This is a genomic window from Ignavibacteriota bacterium, assembly GCA_016708125.1.
GTDB lineage: Bacteria > Bacteroidota > Ignavibacteria > Ignavibacteriales > Melioribacteraceae.
Window position 1 is genome coordinate 837,367 of sequence record JADJGF010000001.1, and the last position, 15,307, is coordinate 852,673.

A 15,307-nucleotide genomic window follows, 5' to 3' on the forward strand; every position below is an offset into this window, starting at 1 on the left:
ATTGTTTGTTTATAAATTTATTGAGTCAACTTGATCTTGAAATAATTCTTTATAACTGAAAATAAAATTTTCTAAATATTCCGAATCTCCCAATCTTAAAATTTCTATAATTGCCGTATCTAAAGTTGTGGTATTGTCCCAGCTAAAATCTCCAATCATTAATTGCTTTGTCATATAATCCGCAAGATGTACAAGTGCAGTTAATTCGCGATTATTTTCTGCTTCGGATGGTTTATGATGAAAATTTATAACATCTGCAATTGCAATTGGTAAATTCCATCTATCAACTAAATATCTTCCTATTTCCTGATGTGTAATTCCCAAATGAAGTTCTTCTGCTTCTAAATAACTTAGATTTTGTTTCTTAACGGAATTAATAATTTCTTTAAACTCTTTATTAAAAAATTTATTTATGATTGCAATTCCTAAATCATGTAAAAGTCCGGCTGTAAAAACTTCACCGCTTGCTTGATATCCCAAATCATCCGCAATTTTTTTAGAGGCTGCAGCAGTAAGAATTGAGTGAAGCCAGTATTGCTTTTGATCAAATTTTGAATCGCCGGTAATTTTTAAAGAATCCATCATTGATAAAGCTAATACAATATTTTTAACTTGGTTAAATCCCAAAACAACAATTGCAAAATCAATTGTTGAAACTCTTCTCGGAATTCCGTGCAAAGGAGAATTTGCAACAGTTAAAATTTTTGTAACTAAACCTTGATCGTGACTTATCATTTTTCCAAGAATATTTGCACTTGTTTTCGGATCATCAATAATTGTTGAAACTTCCATAATTACTTGCGGAATGCTTGGTACATTGTAAACAGTTGAAAGAATTCTATAAATTCTTTCTTGTTTTCCTTCAATATTTTGTGCCGAAGTGTTAGTCATATTGATGTTCAATTTGCTTTTTTAAATCTTTCATAATTTTGCTGTGTAATTGAGAAACGCGGGAAACTGTAATTTCCAACGCCTGAGAAATTTCTTTGTAATTCATGTGTTCGTAATAGTAAAGCGTAATAATTAAGCGGTCTCTTTCCGATAACTTTTTAATTGCACCAACCAAAAGTTCTTTTTGTTCATTTGAGTGATATTCATCATCCGGAGTTTCATATTCAGATGGAATAATTTCCGAAAGTGTAAATCCGTCATCATTATCAAATGGCTGGTCAATAGAAACATTTTTATAAATTACTTTGTTTGCATCTTGATTCTGATAATTTGCGCGCGGCTTAATTTGAAGTTTTCGCAATTCATCAATAATTTTTCCTCTTATTCTTTGGATTGCATATGTTTCAAATTTGGTTCCAAAATCCGGATCAAATCTGTCGATAGCTTCACTTAATCCTTCAATTCCAAACTGGAAGTAATCCTTTTCTTCAACAACATTAAGATTCATAAATTTTGAATTATGGATTACATAGTGAACTAGATTGGTATAATTAACCATTATCTGCTTTTTAACTACACTTGATGGTTCTGTTTTAAATTCTGCCCAAAGTGTATTATTATCCATATTACTGTTTCCCTAAAGATTAGCTTAAGAAATTCTTTTGTTTATCAATTGATGCTTTATTTATTGCTTTTATAAATGTGAGGGCGAGAACTGTTAGTAATACGGTTGCTACAAAAAATATAATAAACGATCTTACTAAAATATCCTCAACTAACATTCCTTGCTGACTGAATATTATTACCGAGACGAAAAAAATTAACAGCCCGATGTTTAATATTATTTTATTCATTTTTGTCCTCCGATACTTATGTTTTCAAAGAATATACCAACAATATTTTGTTGATTTTCTTTGATTTTAGCGTGTTTTGTAAACTTTTGAATTGAGAGATTGGTTATTATTAACCAATTGTTTGTATTTTAATTTTTGATGTGATTTCTTTTAATTGATATGAAATTTCTGAAGTGTTTTTTGATTTTGCTAATGGAATCTGTTCACGAATTGATTGCACAACTTCTTTTGAAAATGAAACTTCACCCAGATATTTTACTTTATATTTTAAAAAATGATCAACAGCTTTTTGCAGATTTTCAAATGCCGTAATTCCTTCATTTTTCTCAAAAGTTTTATTTACAATTATGTTTATTGCAGATTCAAATCCTAAGTTTTTCATCATTTTGATTATTACATAACCATCCATAACGGAAGTCGGTTCCGAAGAAGTTACGATAATAATTTCATCTGAATTATTCAGTAAGTGAATCGTTGATTTATTAATTCCGGCTGAAGTATCAAAAAAAACAAAATCATATTTTGCAGAAATAATTTTTAGTTCGCTCAAAAATAAATTGATTTTTTCTTCGGTAAATTCCGGATGATCAATTTTTCCGGATTCACCCAAAATCATATCTAAATTTTCTGAATAATTAAAAATTACTTCATCCAAATTGTAATCATAATTTAAATAATGATATAAATTCTTTTTTGAATGAACATTAAAAATTGCGCCTATGTTTGATAAATTAATATCGAGATCAACAAGCAGAATTTTTTTCCCTTCTTCCGCAAGCTGAAAAGCCATATTGCTGCAAATAAATGATTTCCCCGTCCCGCCTTTGCCGGAGCTAAACGAAATTATTTTGGTCGATTCTTTTACTTCATTTTTTGCGTGAAATAAATTACTCAACTCATACAATCTTTTTGCTTGACCAAGCATTAATTTATTTTTCCCGTATAAATCATATTTGCAATAAATTCATTATCCGCCGCAATTATATCATCCGGAATTACTTGTCCGTTTGTTAAATATTTTATAGGAACTTTTATTTCTTCAACAAGATTTAACAGATTTCCGTAAGTAACAGCTTCATCTAATTTTGAGAAAATGATTCCGTTATAATTCAGCACTTTGAATTTTTTTGCGACATCCAACATTATTTTATAATCGCTTGTGCTGTTAAGGACTAAATAAGTTTCATCAATTTTTACAGTTTTTAAAAATTGATTTATTGATTGCAACAATTTTGTATTATTCTGACTTCGCCCAACCGTATCAATAAACACAATATCTTTATCTTTAAACTTTTTCATAAACTTTGGAATATCTTTGGGTTCATACGCAACCAAGAAATCGATATTAGAAATTTCAGAAAATATTTTTAATTGATCTAAAGCGCCTAATCTGTAAGTATCAATTGAGATTAATCCAATATTTAAATTGTGAAGTATTTTAGAAATTACCGCAAGTTTTGCAATGCATGTGGTTTTTCCAACGCCCGTTGGACCAACAATAGAAATAACTTTTTGTCCGCCGTCTTTATTAAGCTCAAAATCACTTGTTGGAATTAAAGAAGCCAAAGTTGAAATAATATATTCATCCTTATTTTCTTCATTAAATAAAGCTTCGTACTGAGTAATTAATCTTAAAACTTTATTAATATTTTTTTCGGAAACATCTTTTTCGCTTAATATTTTTTTAATAGACTGAAATTGAATTTTATCTAAATCTTCTGATTTTCTTTGAGGTTGTGCTATTCTTGAGTTTGAATTTATTTGGTTATTTGAAACTCCATAAATTTTTTGAGTAAGTTTTTTCATTTCCGATTCAAAACTTTTGGTTTTTGGAATTTCTACTTTTACTTCTTTATGATTATCGTCCTCATCCAAACTTGCGGTAATTTCAAAAAGTTTTTGTTCAACACCTTTTGAATAATCCTCAATTACTTTTGTACCCAAAACAATTGCTTCATCGCCAAAATCATTTTTCATTTCGGCAATTGCGTCTTTTAAAGTTGTACCAATAAATTTTTTTATCTGCATTCTAAACCTCTAATTTTCCAATAAATTCAACTTCAATATTTGCAGGTAATTCGGTAAAAGATAAAATTACAACATCCGGAAAGGATGAATTTATTAATCTGAACAAATATGGTCGTATTGTAGCTGATGTAATAAAAATGGGCATGTAACCAAGTTTTTTAAATTTACCAATTAGTACATTAATAGAATTTTGAAGCGCATTTAACATATCCGGAGTTAAACCTAATGTATGTGTTGCATCGCCTTGTTTAGATAAAGAGTTTGTAATATACTCTTCTAAACCTTCGCCAATTGCTGCCGCATGAATTATATTATACGGATCTTTGTAAAGTGTTGCAATTGTATCACCAAGTGAATGTCTTACGTATTCAGTTAATACTTCAATATTTTTCGTAACTTTTGAATAATCGATAAGTGATTCCAAAATCTGTACTAAATCTTTTATTGGGATTAATTCTTTCAACAAACTTTGCAAAACTTTTTGAATTGAACCAATCGGTAGTGAGTCAGGGCTAATATCTTCAATAACCGCAGGATAATCTTGTTTAAGATTTTCTAAAAGCTGTTTAACCGATTGCCTTGTTAAAATTTTATCAAAATTTTTCTTTATTGTTTCTTGCAAGTGAGTTGATAAAACCGAAACAGCATCTACGACTGTGTAACCAAGCAATTCTGCTTTATCTTTTTCTTGATCGGAAACCCAAAATCCGTCTAAACCAAAAGCCGGATCTTTTGTAGGAATGCCACTTAATTTTTCATTTATATTTCCAGAATTCATTGCTAAATATCTATCTGCATAAATTTCATAATGCGCAACAATATTTCCTTTAATCTTAATAATATATTCATTTGGCTTTAGTTGCAAATTATCTCTTACTCTAACCGGTGGAACTAAAACTCCATATTCAAGTGCAACAAATTTTCTTGTTGAAGAAATTTTCTGAAATAAATTACCACCTTGGCTGTCATCAACAAGTGAAATTAATCCATACCCAATTTCAACTTCAACAGGATCAACTTGTAAATAGCCTTCCACTTTTTCTTCTTTTTCTTCTTTTGCAGTTTCAATTTCTGTACTTTCTGATAATAATGCTGTTTTCTTATTTTTATTTACAAAAAATGTTGTTGTTGCCAAACCGCCGCCAAGCATTAAAAATGGTATGGTCGGCATTCCGGGAATCAATGCAAAAAGTAAAATTGAACCAGCAACAGTTCCAAGAACTCTGGGGTTTGATAAAAGTTGAGATTTCATTTGACTATCAAGAGATTTTCCGCCGGAATTTTTTGTAACAACCATACCGGCGGCAGTAGCAATTAGTAAAGCCGGTACTTGAGAAACCAATCCATCACCAATTGTTAAAATAGTATAAGATTGTAAAGCATCAACAACAGTTAAGTCTCTTTGTAAAACACCAATAAGAATTCCGCCAATAATATTTATTGCATTTATTATAAGTCCGGCAATTGCATCGCCTTTAACAAATTTAGAAGCACCGTCCATTGATCCAAAAAATTCTGCTTCTCTTGCAATATCGCTTCGTCTAGTTCTTGCTTCAACTTCGGTAATTATTCCGCTATTTAGATCTGCATCAATTGCCATTTGCTTTCCGGGCATTGCATCTAAAGTAAATCTTGCAGCAACTTCAGAAATTCTTCCCGAACCTTTAACGATTACCATGAATTGAATAATTATTAAAATTAAGAACACAATAAACCCAACAATGTAGCTTCCGCCAACAACGAAATTTCCGAATGTTTCAATAACTTCGCCGGCATATCCATCAATTAAAATAAGTCTTGTTGAGCTTATGTTTAATGATAATCTAAAAATTGTTAATACTAATAGTAATCCCGGAAATGAAGAAATTTCTAATGGCGAATTGATATATAACGATGCTATTAAAATCAATATTGCAAATGAAATATTCAGTGCTAAGAAAAAGTCCAATAAAAATGCAGGTAATGGAATAACCATTAAACCTAGAATAAAGATAATTCCAAATGCAAAAATTATATCTGTATTTTTTAGAATTTTATTCATACTAAATTATACTCTTTTTCTTTTTCTCTTTTTTCAACTTAAAGATGTAAGCTAAAATTTGCGCAACAGCTTTAAACAATGTTTCCGGTATTTCTTGACCAACCTCGCAGGCTTTATACAATGCTCTTGCCAATTGAACATCTTCGTGCATTGGAACATTATGTTCTTTAGCAATTGCCTTTATTTTTTGTGCTAATAAATCTTGACCTTTTGCAACAACTTTTGGAGCAATACTTTTCCCAATATCATATTTTAGAGCAACTGCAAAGTGAGTTGGGTTTGTTATAACAACATCAGCTTTCGGCACATCATCAAGCATTCTTTTGCGGGCCATTTCAAATTGTTTACTTCTAATTTGAGATTTTATTTGCGGATCACCTTCAGTTTGTTTGTGCTCTTCTTTTACTTCCTGCTTAGTCATCATCAAATCTTTTTTGTGCTTAAATTTTTGGTAAGCAAAATCTGAGAATGCAATAACGATATAAACGAGTGAAACTCTCCACAAAAAATCAATTGAATTTTCTATTGTGTAATTAACTATTTCCTGAATTGTAAAATTTACAAGTCCAATAGAATTTAGAATCATATCTTCTAAAAAGATATATGAAAATATTCCAATAGCACTAAGTTTAACTATTGATTTTAGTGTTTCTACTAAAGGTCTTGTAGTTAAAAAACTATTTTTGAATCCTTTAATTGGGTCCAGCTTTGAAAATTTTGGCTCAAGTGCTTGAGGTGTAAATTTAAATCCAACTTGTCCGTATCCAACTGCTAATGATATTATTATTATTCCTAAAAAAACCGGAAACATTGACAAAATAAAAAACATTGCTCCTTTTATCATATATATACTTAAAACATCTACACTAATTTCTAAAGTATCTAAAGATGAAAATATATAAATACTTATATCCCATAATTTTCCGCCTAAATAATCCTTTGTTAAAAACAGAACCAATAACCCAGTTGTAAAAACTGCTAGAGAATTTAATTCCTGACTCTTTGGAGCCTGTCCTTTATTTCTAGTATCCAGCTGTCTTTTACTAGTTGCCTGTTCACTTTTTTCTTGACCGTCTAATTCTGCCATATCAATTGCCTAATGCTTTTACTATTTCAAAAAGCTTGTCTTCGTATTCGTAAATTAGTGTTCTAAAAAGGTAAATATAAAGCGGCATTACTAACGCAACTAAGAACAATCCTAATCCAAGTTTAAGTGGTAATAAGACAAAAAACACTTGAAAGGATGGACTTACTCTTGCAATTATTGCACTTGCTAAGTGTATTAAAAAAAAGGCAACAAGTATTGGCGATGATATTTTTATTGCCAAAATAAAAATACTTCCGCTGTACTTAACAATTAAATCTAAAGCATTCTGTGTGATTTTAAATCCGCCAAGTGGAATGACTTTGAATGAGTATGCGATTGACTCAATAAGAAATTGATGTCCATTAATTAAAATAAAAACTATTACCGCAGCCATTGATAGCAACGTTGCAATAATATTTCCATCATCTCCGGAAACTGGATCAAACATTGAAGACATTGCCAAACCCATATCTCTACCGACTAATAATCCGGCAAATGAAATTCCTTGAAAAATTATACTTATTACAAATGCCATTGTTAATCCAACCATTACTTCTTTAATTGCGAAAATCACAATAAAAATGAAATGATCATTTTCAGTGAAAGGATAAGTTTGAACACTAAAAAAGACTATATAAGTTAGTATAAGAGCCAATGTTAATCGCAATAAAGTTGGAATAGCCGTATTGCTGTATAATGGAGCGAATGAAAGCATTGCTCCAATTCTAATAAAAATCATTAATCCGGTTAAAAAATCTGAAATCAATATTCCCGTCATTTCACAACCGTTTCAATTAGATTAAATATTTTGTGCGTGAATGAAATCATTTTATCTGTAATAAATGGCAAAGCAACAATTATAGTAACTGCCGTAATAATTAATTTTGGTACAAATGTAAGAGTTGATTCTTGAATTGATGTAGCCGCTTGAAAAATTGAAATTAAAACTCCGATTATTAATCCCGAACCCAAAATTGGAAGAAGAATAATTAACACTGCAAAAAAAGCTTCGCTTAATATTTCTATTACTAAATCAATTGACATTAGTTTATTCCTCTTACTATTGAACCGATTACTAAACTCCATCCATCAACAAGAACAAAAAGTAAAATTTTAAATGGCATTGAAATCATCATTGGCGGGAGCATCATCATTCCCATTGACATTAAAATACTTGAGACAATCATGTCAACCATTACAAACGGTATGAAAAGAAAAAATCCTATTATAAATCCTGCTCTTAATTCACTTAAAACAAATGCAGGAATTAATACATGAATTGGTAAATCTTTATGATTTTTTGGCTGTTTAATATCTGCAAGCTGAATGAAAAATTTTAATTCTTCAGGTCTTGTATTTCTCAACATAAAAGTACTGATTGGTTCTATTCCTTTTGTATAGGCTTCTTCAACCGTAATTTTTTTATCCAAATATGGCTGAAGTGCTTTTTCATTAAATTCATTCCAAGTAGGAGCCATCACAAAAAAAGTTATAAATAATGCAACACCGGATAATAATTGATTCGGCGGCATTTGCTGTGTGCCCAAAGCAGTTTTCAAAAAATTAAATACAATTATTATTCTTAAAAATGAAGTCGTCATTATTATAATTGATGGTGCTAAAGACAAAATTGTTAGCAGCAATAATAATTGTAGTGTAACGGCTAAATCTTCTGGTTTATCCGATGAACCAACGTTTACACCAATATTAGGAATTGCAATTGTCTGCGAGCTTTGTGCAAAAAGATTTTCTTCAAATGAAAATAATGAAATTGCAAAAACTAAAATGAGTAAATATTTTTTCATTTTATACCCATATTAGCTTTTAACAGATTTAAGAAATTTTGTTTGGGTTTTTCTAAACTATTATTTGATTCTTGAACAAAAATATTTTCATCAACTTTATCTATTAAATTTATTGAATGCTCGGAAACACCAAGTAAATAAACGTTATTATTAAATTGAATTACAGATACAAATTTTTTGGGAAGAATTGTCTGCGTTGATATTATTTTAACTTTAGAATTATTGTTCCCTTTTTTATCAAAAGTGTACAAATACTTTTTTACTAAAAATAAAAGTCCATACATAATTCCCGCCATCACCGCAAGAATTATGAAGATTTGAATTATATCCCATGTTCCCACTATTTAACACCTTGTAATCTTTCACTTGCTTCTAATAAACTTGTTATTCTAATTCCAAAATGTTTATCGATTACAACAACTTCACCTTCAGCAATTTTTTTGTTATTTACAAAAACATCAACCGGTTCACTTGCCAACTTTTCTAATTCAATTACATAACCTCGTTCCAATTCTAAGATGTCTTTAATTTCCATTTTTGTTCTTCCAAGTTCTATATAAACATTAAGCTGAAGGTCTTTAAGGAATTCAAGTTTATCGTCTTCAAAGAATCCTCTTTTTTTCGATTCATTAAATTTTGGGAAATCAGCAATGCTTGCGTTTATAGATGAATCAGAATTAGTAGCTTCTAATGCAGCCAGCATTTGAGCTTCGGCCTCTTCTTCGCTCATATCAACGTGACCTTTAGATTCAACATCCATAGAAGATTTTTTTGAATTGTTTTCAGATTTTTTGCCATTTTAATTTTTCCTTTTATCTACCTTTTTTGTAATCCTTACTGCTTTATGATTGTTTACAACTCCGGATATTCCATAAAACATGTGTTTTTTTTCAACACTAACTTTTATTTCATCACCAACTTGATTGTTTAATAAAATTACATCGCCGACTTTTAATTTTAATAGTTGACTAAATTTTATTGATGACTTACCGAATTCAACTTCAAGATTTAATTCGGTTTTCTTCAAATGTTCAGTTAAAATATTTTGAGCTGTAGTTCCGGCATATTTTATTGGGCGAATTGATGATAAATTTTGATTTGTAAGTTTTGATAGAATTGTATCAAACGCGTAAGTTGCAAAACACAAATTCATCATATAACTTTGTTCGCCAATATGAACTTCAAAAGTTATTAATAAAACACTTTCGCTTTGTGATGTTATTTGAACGAAATCTATATCAGGTTCAAATTTGTCAATTTTAAAAGTGTAGTCTCCAATAATCTGCCAGGCTTTTCCTAAATCATTAAGAATTTTATTTATCACCACTTCTAAAACTTTTTGTTCAATTGGAGTAATAACTTGCGAGTTTTTTGTTCCTTTTCCATTTCCGCCTAATAATCTATCAACCAATGTTAAAGCGAACTCAGAACTAAATTCTAAAATTCCTTTAATATCTGTTTGATTAATATCAAATGTAAATAGGCAAGCTGGATTTGAAACCGAAAGCACATATTCAGAATAATAAATTTGATCAACGGAAGTTACATTGCAGTTTACAATTGTTTGAAGTTTAGACATCAAAAAAGAGCTGAACATTTCCGCAAAGTTTTCATTTATATTATGAATTGTTCTAAGCTGATTTTTTGAAATTCTGTTCGGCAGCCTAAAATCAAATGGAATTACTTCCTTTTCAACTTTAACATTTTCAAAATCAGTTTTTGTTGAACCTGAATCCGCACTATTTAACAGCGCATCAATTTCTTGTTGTGATAATACTTCTGCCATTTTAATTTAACACGTATTTACTGAAATAAACATTTTTAACTTTTGCGCCTGGCAACATTTTATTTACCTGATCTGCAATTTCTAATTTTAAAGAATCTTTTAATTCAACTCTGCTCAAATCTGATAAGGATTTTTGCGACATTGAATTTAATATCATGTCTTTTATTACAATTTCATTGCTCCTTAAAAGTGTAGCTTTTTCTTCGTTAGCAACTCCAAAACCTACGGAAAGAAGCAAAAGTCTTTGTCCGCTTGTTCCGGCTGGATTTATAATTAAATCTTCAATACTATATATTTGCATTGTGCTATCGGCATGCCCTTCACCTTCTTCTTCGGATTCAGCATGCTCAACATTTTCACCTTCTGCTTTATCATGTAAAGCTGGTGCACTTTTTACCAAAAAATTTGCAGTAATAAAATATACAAGCACAAGTTGTATGATAAAAAGCGGAAGTCCAATTAAAATTATTTTAAAGTTAAAACCTTTCTTTGCCGGTTTTTCAGGTTTCGATTCCTTTTTAACTTCTTCTTCTGCCATTTTTATCTCCAATTTTAATTTATAATTTCAATTGGTATGCCATTAGAAAAAAAAAGTGAAAATTGAGCTGAATGCAGAAAATCAGTGTTTTTTGATATTATGAATTATTATAAGTGTAGAATATTGACCATTTGATCAATTGTAATAATTCACAATGAATGAGAAAAGAAAACTTGGGGATCATTTTACTGATCCCCATATTGCTTAGAACAACAATAATGATAACTGAAAATAAACTATTTCAAAAATAACATTTTTTTCATGTCACTATTATTCCCAGCTGTTAACTTGTAAAAATAAACACCACTTGGAATATTACTTGCATTAAATTGTATACTATGAACTCCAGCCGATTTTGATTCATCAACTAATTTAGCAACCATATTTCCCTGAATATCATAAATATTTAAATTTACTTTTGACGAATATGGAATCTCATATGTTATAGTTGTAGTAGGATTAAAAGGATTTGGATAATTTGCCCTTAAGTTGAATTCATTAGGTTTAGAGCTTATATCTTGTGCAATTACCTCTTTAAGTAATCTTGCTTCAATCCAAACTATACTACTAAAGCCAGAAGAGTTTCCATTTACATCAAGAGCACTTATTTTGTAATATATATCATCTCCATGTAAATATGTTGTTGTAACATCAAAATCAGTAAATGTTGTTGAGCTTGTAGTACCAGTTAAAACCCAAGCTTCAGAATTTCTTTTTCTATAAACTCGATAATTATTTATATCTGGTTCAGTATTTGCATTCCATGTTAGTTTTGGATGTTCATCTTGAGTCTCCGAAACCTGTAAATTTGTTGGTACTGCTGGTGGTGTATTATCAATATAATTTATACTTTTTGTTATTGAACTTATTGAAGAACTTTGACCATTAACTTGATGTTCATAGACACATCGTGTTGTATAATAAATAGTTGTATTCTCTACCAATGGTAAATTTACCTGAAAGTATGTGTAAATATATGTCCATACCCAAGATGACCAATCAATAAGTGAATTATCCTGTATTGCTACTATTGTGTTGGGTAAGTTATTTGCTGAATAACCCCAACTAAAAATTGCTTGCCTAAAAACACCATGATTTTCCCAACTAAATGGGGAATAATACCATCTACCTTTTAGAACAACTCCTTGGTTATAAGTACTACCAGTTAAAGGTTCAGTGTGTGCTTTCCTTGATGTAATGTTTGAATAAGTAGGCGTTTGGGCAAAATTGTTTGTTAATAAGATTAAATCTTGAAGAAATATTAAACATATGATGATGTATCTCATGTTTCCTCCATTTTAATAAGACATAGTTGGTTTATTAAAAATAATAAATGGTTTTAATATTTTAAAGTACAAATAATTTATTTGTACTTTTTGTTTTCTTATTTTTAATATATAATTGTTTGGAATTCTAATTAAGAACTCCAAACATATAAAATATTTTTATCTAACTAAATTTGTTATTTCCTGTAATAATGTATCCGAAACAGTAATTACTCTGGAATTTGCTTGGAAACCTCTTTGCGAAACAATCATTCTTGTAAATTCTTCAGAAAGATCTACGTTTGATTGTTCCAATGCGCCGGATTGAATTGTTGTATTACTTGTTTCTCCGGGTTCGCTGATATAAGGCTCGCCGGCATTTGCAGAAATTGTGTACATATTTTCGCCAACACTTGTAAGTGCATTTCTATTCGGAAATGTTGAAACCAAAATTTGCGCTAATTTTCTTGATTGTCCGTTTGTAAAAACACCCTCTATATAACCGTATTGATCAATACTGATATTTGCCAAAGATGCTGATGCAGAACCATTTTGCGAAGACATTGAAACTACCGAACTTCCGGAAATTTGTGTAATTCCTTCAAAACCTTCACCAAGATTTAATTCGATATTTTCTTGAGATGCACCGCCGATTGGTGAAAAAGTAACTACTGGTGGATTTGGTGCAATAGATGCAATCGATCCATCTGAATTAAAAGAAATTGTTCCTTCACTTCCGGCAAGAGTTCCGCTTGAAGCAGGCATTTCTGATACCCATTTCCAGTTATTATCAGCAATTTTAGTAAATTTGAGTGTCATATTATGCGCATTACCTAAAGAATCAAATACCGGAACTGATCCAGCAACAATGGTTGGTTTTCTATTACTATCAGTAACTGAACTTAATGTTTTCGTCGTACCTTCCTCAACATTAGTTGGATCAAATTTAAAATCAATTCCAAGGAGAGGTTCTGTTATCGGAACTTTATCTGGAGCTGCGCCATCAAAAGTTGTCATTGCCCCAGTTGTAGGATCAAACTCAACTTCAACTGTTACTGGACCAACTGTCGGAACTGTAGGATTTCCTTCGCTATCCAATAATTCATATGTTAAATCATAAGTATTATCTGCTGTTTTTACATAATTTGTTGTAAAAGAATATTCATTACCAAAATCATCATAAACAACGGCTTCGCTTGCTTGTTCCGTTCCAACTGCAACATTATTCTGTAAATTTCCGGTTTGTACAAATTCTTCTGATCTTGTTAATGATGAAGTGCTGTCAAGATTTCCATCCCACACTATATCTGTAGTAGGAACAGCAGGCAATCTTAAGTTTGAATTAATAACAATATTTTCCAAGTTATTTCCGGGAGGAACTGTTCCGTCTTCTGTTGCAACTTTACCTTGAACAATTGCACCATTTTGCGGATTTACTAATTGCCCGTCTGCATCAAAAATAAATGCGCCTGCTCTTGAGTAAAAAGTTTCGCCGTTTTTCTTTAGAACAAATAATCCATCACCTTGTAATGCTAAATCTGTTGTAATTCCGGTTCTTTCAAAAGTACCTTGATTCCAATTTCTATCAACAGAATTAAGTTTCATACCTAATCCAACTTGAAACGTGTTTGTACCGCCTGCAGTATCTGTAGGATTTGTTCCGTAACGAATAAATTGATTGAAAGTATCACTAAATGTAACTCTGCTGCCTTTATAACCAATTGAGTTTACGTTTGCAATGTTGTTTCCTATAACATCTAACATTGCTTGATGATTTCGGATACCGGAAACTCCGGCAAATAAGGAATTAATAAGAGACATCTTAAACCTCCTAAGGATTTTTTTAAAGTGTGATTCAACATCAGTCGGTCAGTTGAATCCGGGCGTCCTTTGAAGGTCCCGCCCATTTTTTAGTTAATTAATTATTATGCAAAAACTACACTATCAATATTTGTAAAAATATTTTCCGAACTTTTTTCAACATTCAAAGCAGTTACAACTGTTTTATTTGGAATATTTATAATGAACGCTTTGTTGTTCATCACAACCAATGAATCTTTTGCTCCTTTAGCTTCTGCTTTCATTACTGCATTCTGCAATTTGTTCATATCTTCATTTGATAGTTCCAATTCTCTTGATTCAATTCTTTTTGAAGCATGATTTGAAAATTTTAATTTTTCAAGCTCCGTTTTAAATATTGAGTCAAAACTTGAACTACCTTCTTTAATATTATTTGCAGGATGTTCTGGCTTAACTATTGGAACAAAAGGAACATTTATTCCATTAATCATATTTGCCATTTTATACCTTCTATTTTACTTTCTGTTTATTTTCTAAAATTTCAAAAACGTCGGATACTAAATACTCTAAACCGTTTACCAATATTGATGTACCCGAACTTCCGAATCTAACTCCCTCAATAGTTCCAACTAAATATTGACCAACTGTCATATCTTCATCATTCAAAGTAGTTGCTTTTAATTCAAAAGTATATTCACCTTCTTGAACTACATCACCTTCATTATCGGTAAAATCCCAATCAAGTTTATAGATGCCCTCAGTTTTTTCTAAATCACTAAATTCTTTTACTACAACTCCGGATGAATTTTTAACAACAACAGTTAAATCTTTTGCGTTAGCCGGAAGTTCATATCCGAAAGAAGTATTTTCTTGACCTTCATAAGAAATAGTATCGCCGGCAATTTTTGCATTTTTCCCAATTAGTGTTGCAGTCATTGTATTATTAACAGATTGAGTTAATAAGTAATTTGCATCAATACTATTATTTAAACTATCGTTGATATTTTTCAATTGTTCCAAAGAACTAAATTGAGCAAGCTGTGCCGAGTAATCTGTTCCATCCATAGGTTCAAGCGGATCTTGATTTTTTAATTGTGCAATCATTAATTGCAGAAACGCATCTTTATCTAATGAACTTTTACTTTCTGTTGCATATTCTGCAGTTGAGGTTGTCGCAGTTGTTGTTGAAATTCCATCGATCATTTTTTAATT

18 protein-coding genes are annotated in these 15,307 nt (G+C 30.5%); all 18 read right to left on the minus strand.

Going from position 1 to position 15,307, the window contains the following annotated elements; genetic code table 11:
* Positions 1–9: 9 nt before the first annotated feature.
* Positions 10–837, minus strand: coding sequence for an HDOD domain-containing protein (locus IPH62_03985; GenBank protein ID MBK7104425.1), 828 nt, complete (start codon positions 835–837; stop codon positions 10–12).
* Between the two features lie 46 nt (positions 838–883).
* On the minus strand, positions 884–1,516 hold the full coding sequence (locus IPH62_03990; protein ID MBK7104426.1) for a sigma-70 family RNA polymerase sigma factor: 633 nt from the start codon (positions 1,514–1,516) through the stop codon (positions 884–886).
* A gap of 19 nt (positions 1,517–1,535) precedes the next feature.
* Complete coding sequence (locus IPH62_03995) at positions 1,536–1,745, minus strand: hypothetical protein (protein MBK7104427.1); 210 nt, start codon at positions 1,743–1,745, stop codon at positions 1,536–1,538.
* 109 nt (positions 1,746–1,854) lie between these two features.
* Positions 1,855–2,670 (minus strand): AAA family ATPase, encoded by an 816-nt coding sequence (locus tag IPH62_04000; protein ID MBK7104428.1) that lies wholly within the window; start codon positions 2,668–2,670, stop codon positions 1,855–1,857.
* Positions 2,670–3,773, minus strand: coding sequence for a hypothetical protein (locus IPH62_04005; protein ID MBK7104429.1), 1,104 nt, complete (start codon positions 3,771–3,773; stop codon positions 2,670–2,672). The genes IPH62_04000 and IPH62_04005 overlap by 1 nt, the downstream gene beginning before the upstream one ends.
* A 1-nt stretch (position 3,774) precedes the next feature.
* A complete protein-coding gene (flhA, locus tag IPH62_04010; GenBank protein ID MBK7104430.1) occupies positions 3,775–5,814 on the minus strand; it encodes a flagellar biosynthesis protein FlhA in 2,040 nt (679 codons plus the stop codon).
* Between the two features lies 1 nt (position 5,815).
* Positions 5,816–6,901: a flagellar biosynthesis protein FlhB gene (gene flhB, locus IPH62_04015; GenBank protein MBK7104431.1), complete on the minus strand. Its 1,086-nt coding sequence runs from the start codon at positions 6,899–6,901 to the stop codon at positions 5,816–5,818.
* A gap of 1 nt (position 6,902) precedes the next feature.
* Positions 6,903–7,679: a flagellar biosynthetic protein FliR gene (fliR, locus tag IPH62_04020; GenBank protein ID MBK7104432.1), complete on the minus strand. Its 777-nt coding sequence runs from the start codon at positions 7,677–7,679 to the stop codon at positions 6,903–6,905.
* Positions 7,676–7,945, minus strand: a complete 270-nt coding sequence (gene fliQ, locus IPH62_04025; GenBank protein MBK7104433.1) for a flagellar biosynthesis protein FliQ — start codon at positions 7,943–7,945, stop codon at positions 7,676–7,678. Before fliQ ends, fliR begins: the two co-directional genes overlap by 4 nt.
* Complete coding sequence (gene fliP / locus IPH62_04030) at positions 7,945–8,706, minus strand: flagellar type III secretion system pore protein FliP (protein MBK7104434.1); 762 nt, start codon at positions 8,704–8,706, stop codon at positions 7,945–7,947. The genes fliQ and fliP overlap by 1 nt, the downstream gene beginning before the upstream one ends.
* Positions 8,703–9,047 (minus strand): flagellar biosynthetic protein FliO, encoded by a 345-nt coding sequence (locus tag IPH62_04035; GenBank protein MBK7104435.1) that lies wholly within the window; start codon positions 9,045–9,047, stop codon positions 8,703–8,705. The genes fliP and IPH62_04035 overlap by 4 nt, the downstream gene beginning before the upstream one ends.
* Positions 9,047–9,409, minus strand: a complete 363-nt coding sequence (gene fliN, locus IPH62_04040) for a flagellar motor switch protein FliN (GenBank protein ID MBK7104436.1) — start codon at positions 9,407–9,409, stop codon at positions 9,047–9,049. Before fliN ends, IPH62_04035 begins: the two co-directional genes overlap by 1 nt.
* A 96-nt stretch (positions 9,410–9,505) precedes the next feature.
* Complete coding sequence (fliM, locus tag IPH62_04045; protein ID MBK7104437.1) at positions 9,506–10,492, minus strand: flagellar motor switch protein FliM; 987 nt, start codon at positions 10,490–10,492, stop codon at positions 9,506–9,508.
* Position 10,493: 1 nt separating this feature from the next.
* Positions 10,494–11,030: a flagellar basal body-associated FliL family protein gene (locus tag IPH62_04050; GenBank protein MBK7104438.1), complete on the minus strand. Its 537-nt coding sequence runs from the start codon at positions 11,028–11,030 to the stop codon at positions 10,494–10,496.
* 236 nt (positions 11,031–11,266) lie between these two features.
* Positions 11,267–12,316, minus strand: coding sequence for a T9SS type A sorting domain-containing protein (locus tag IPH62_04055; protein MBK7104439.1), 1,050 nt, complete (start codon positions 12,314–12,316; stop codon positions 11,267–11,269).
* Positions 12,317–12,475: 159 nt separating this feature from the next.
* Positions 12,476–14,116 (minus strand): flagellar hook-basal body complex protein, encoded by a 1,641-nt coding sequence (locus IPH62_04060; protein MBK7104440.1) that lies wholly within the window; start codon positions 14,114–14,116, stop codon positions 12,476–12,478.
* A gap of 104 nt (positions 14,117–14,220) precedes the next feature.
* Complete coding sequence (locus IPH62_04065; protein ID MBK7104441.1) at positions 14,221–14,595, minus strand: flagellar protein; 375 nt, start codon at positions 14,593–14,595, stop codon at positions 14,221–14,223.
* Positions 14,596–14,605: 10 nt separating this feature from the next.
* A complete protein-coding gene (locus IPH62_04070; protein MBK7104442.1) occupies positions 14,606–15,298 on the minus strand; it encodes a flagellar hook capping protein in 693 nt (230 codons plus the stop codon).
* Positions 15,299–15,307: the final 9 nt, after the last annotated feature.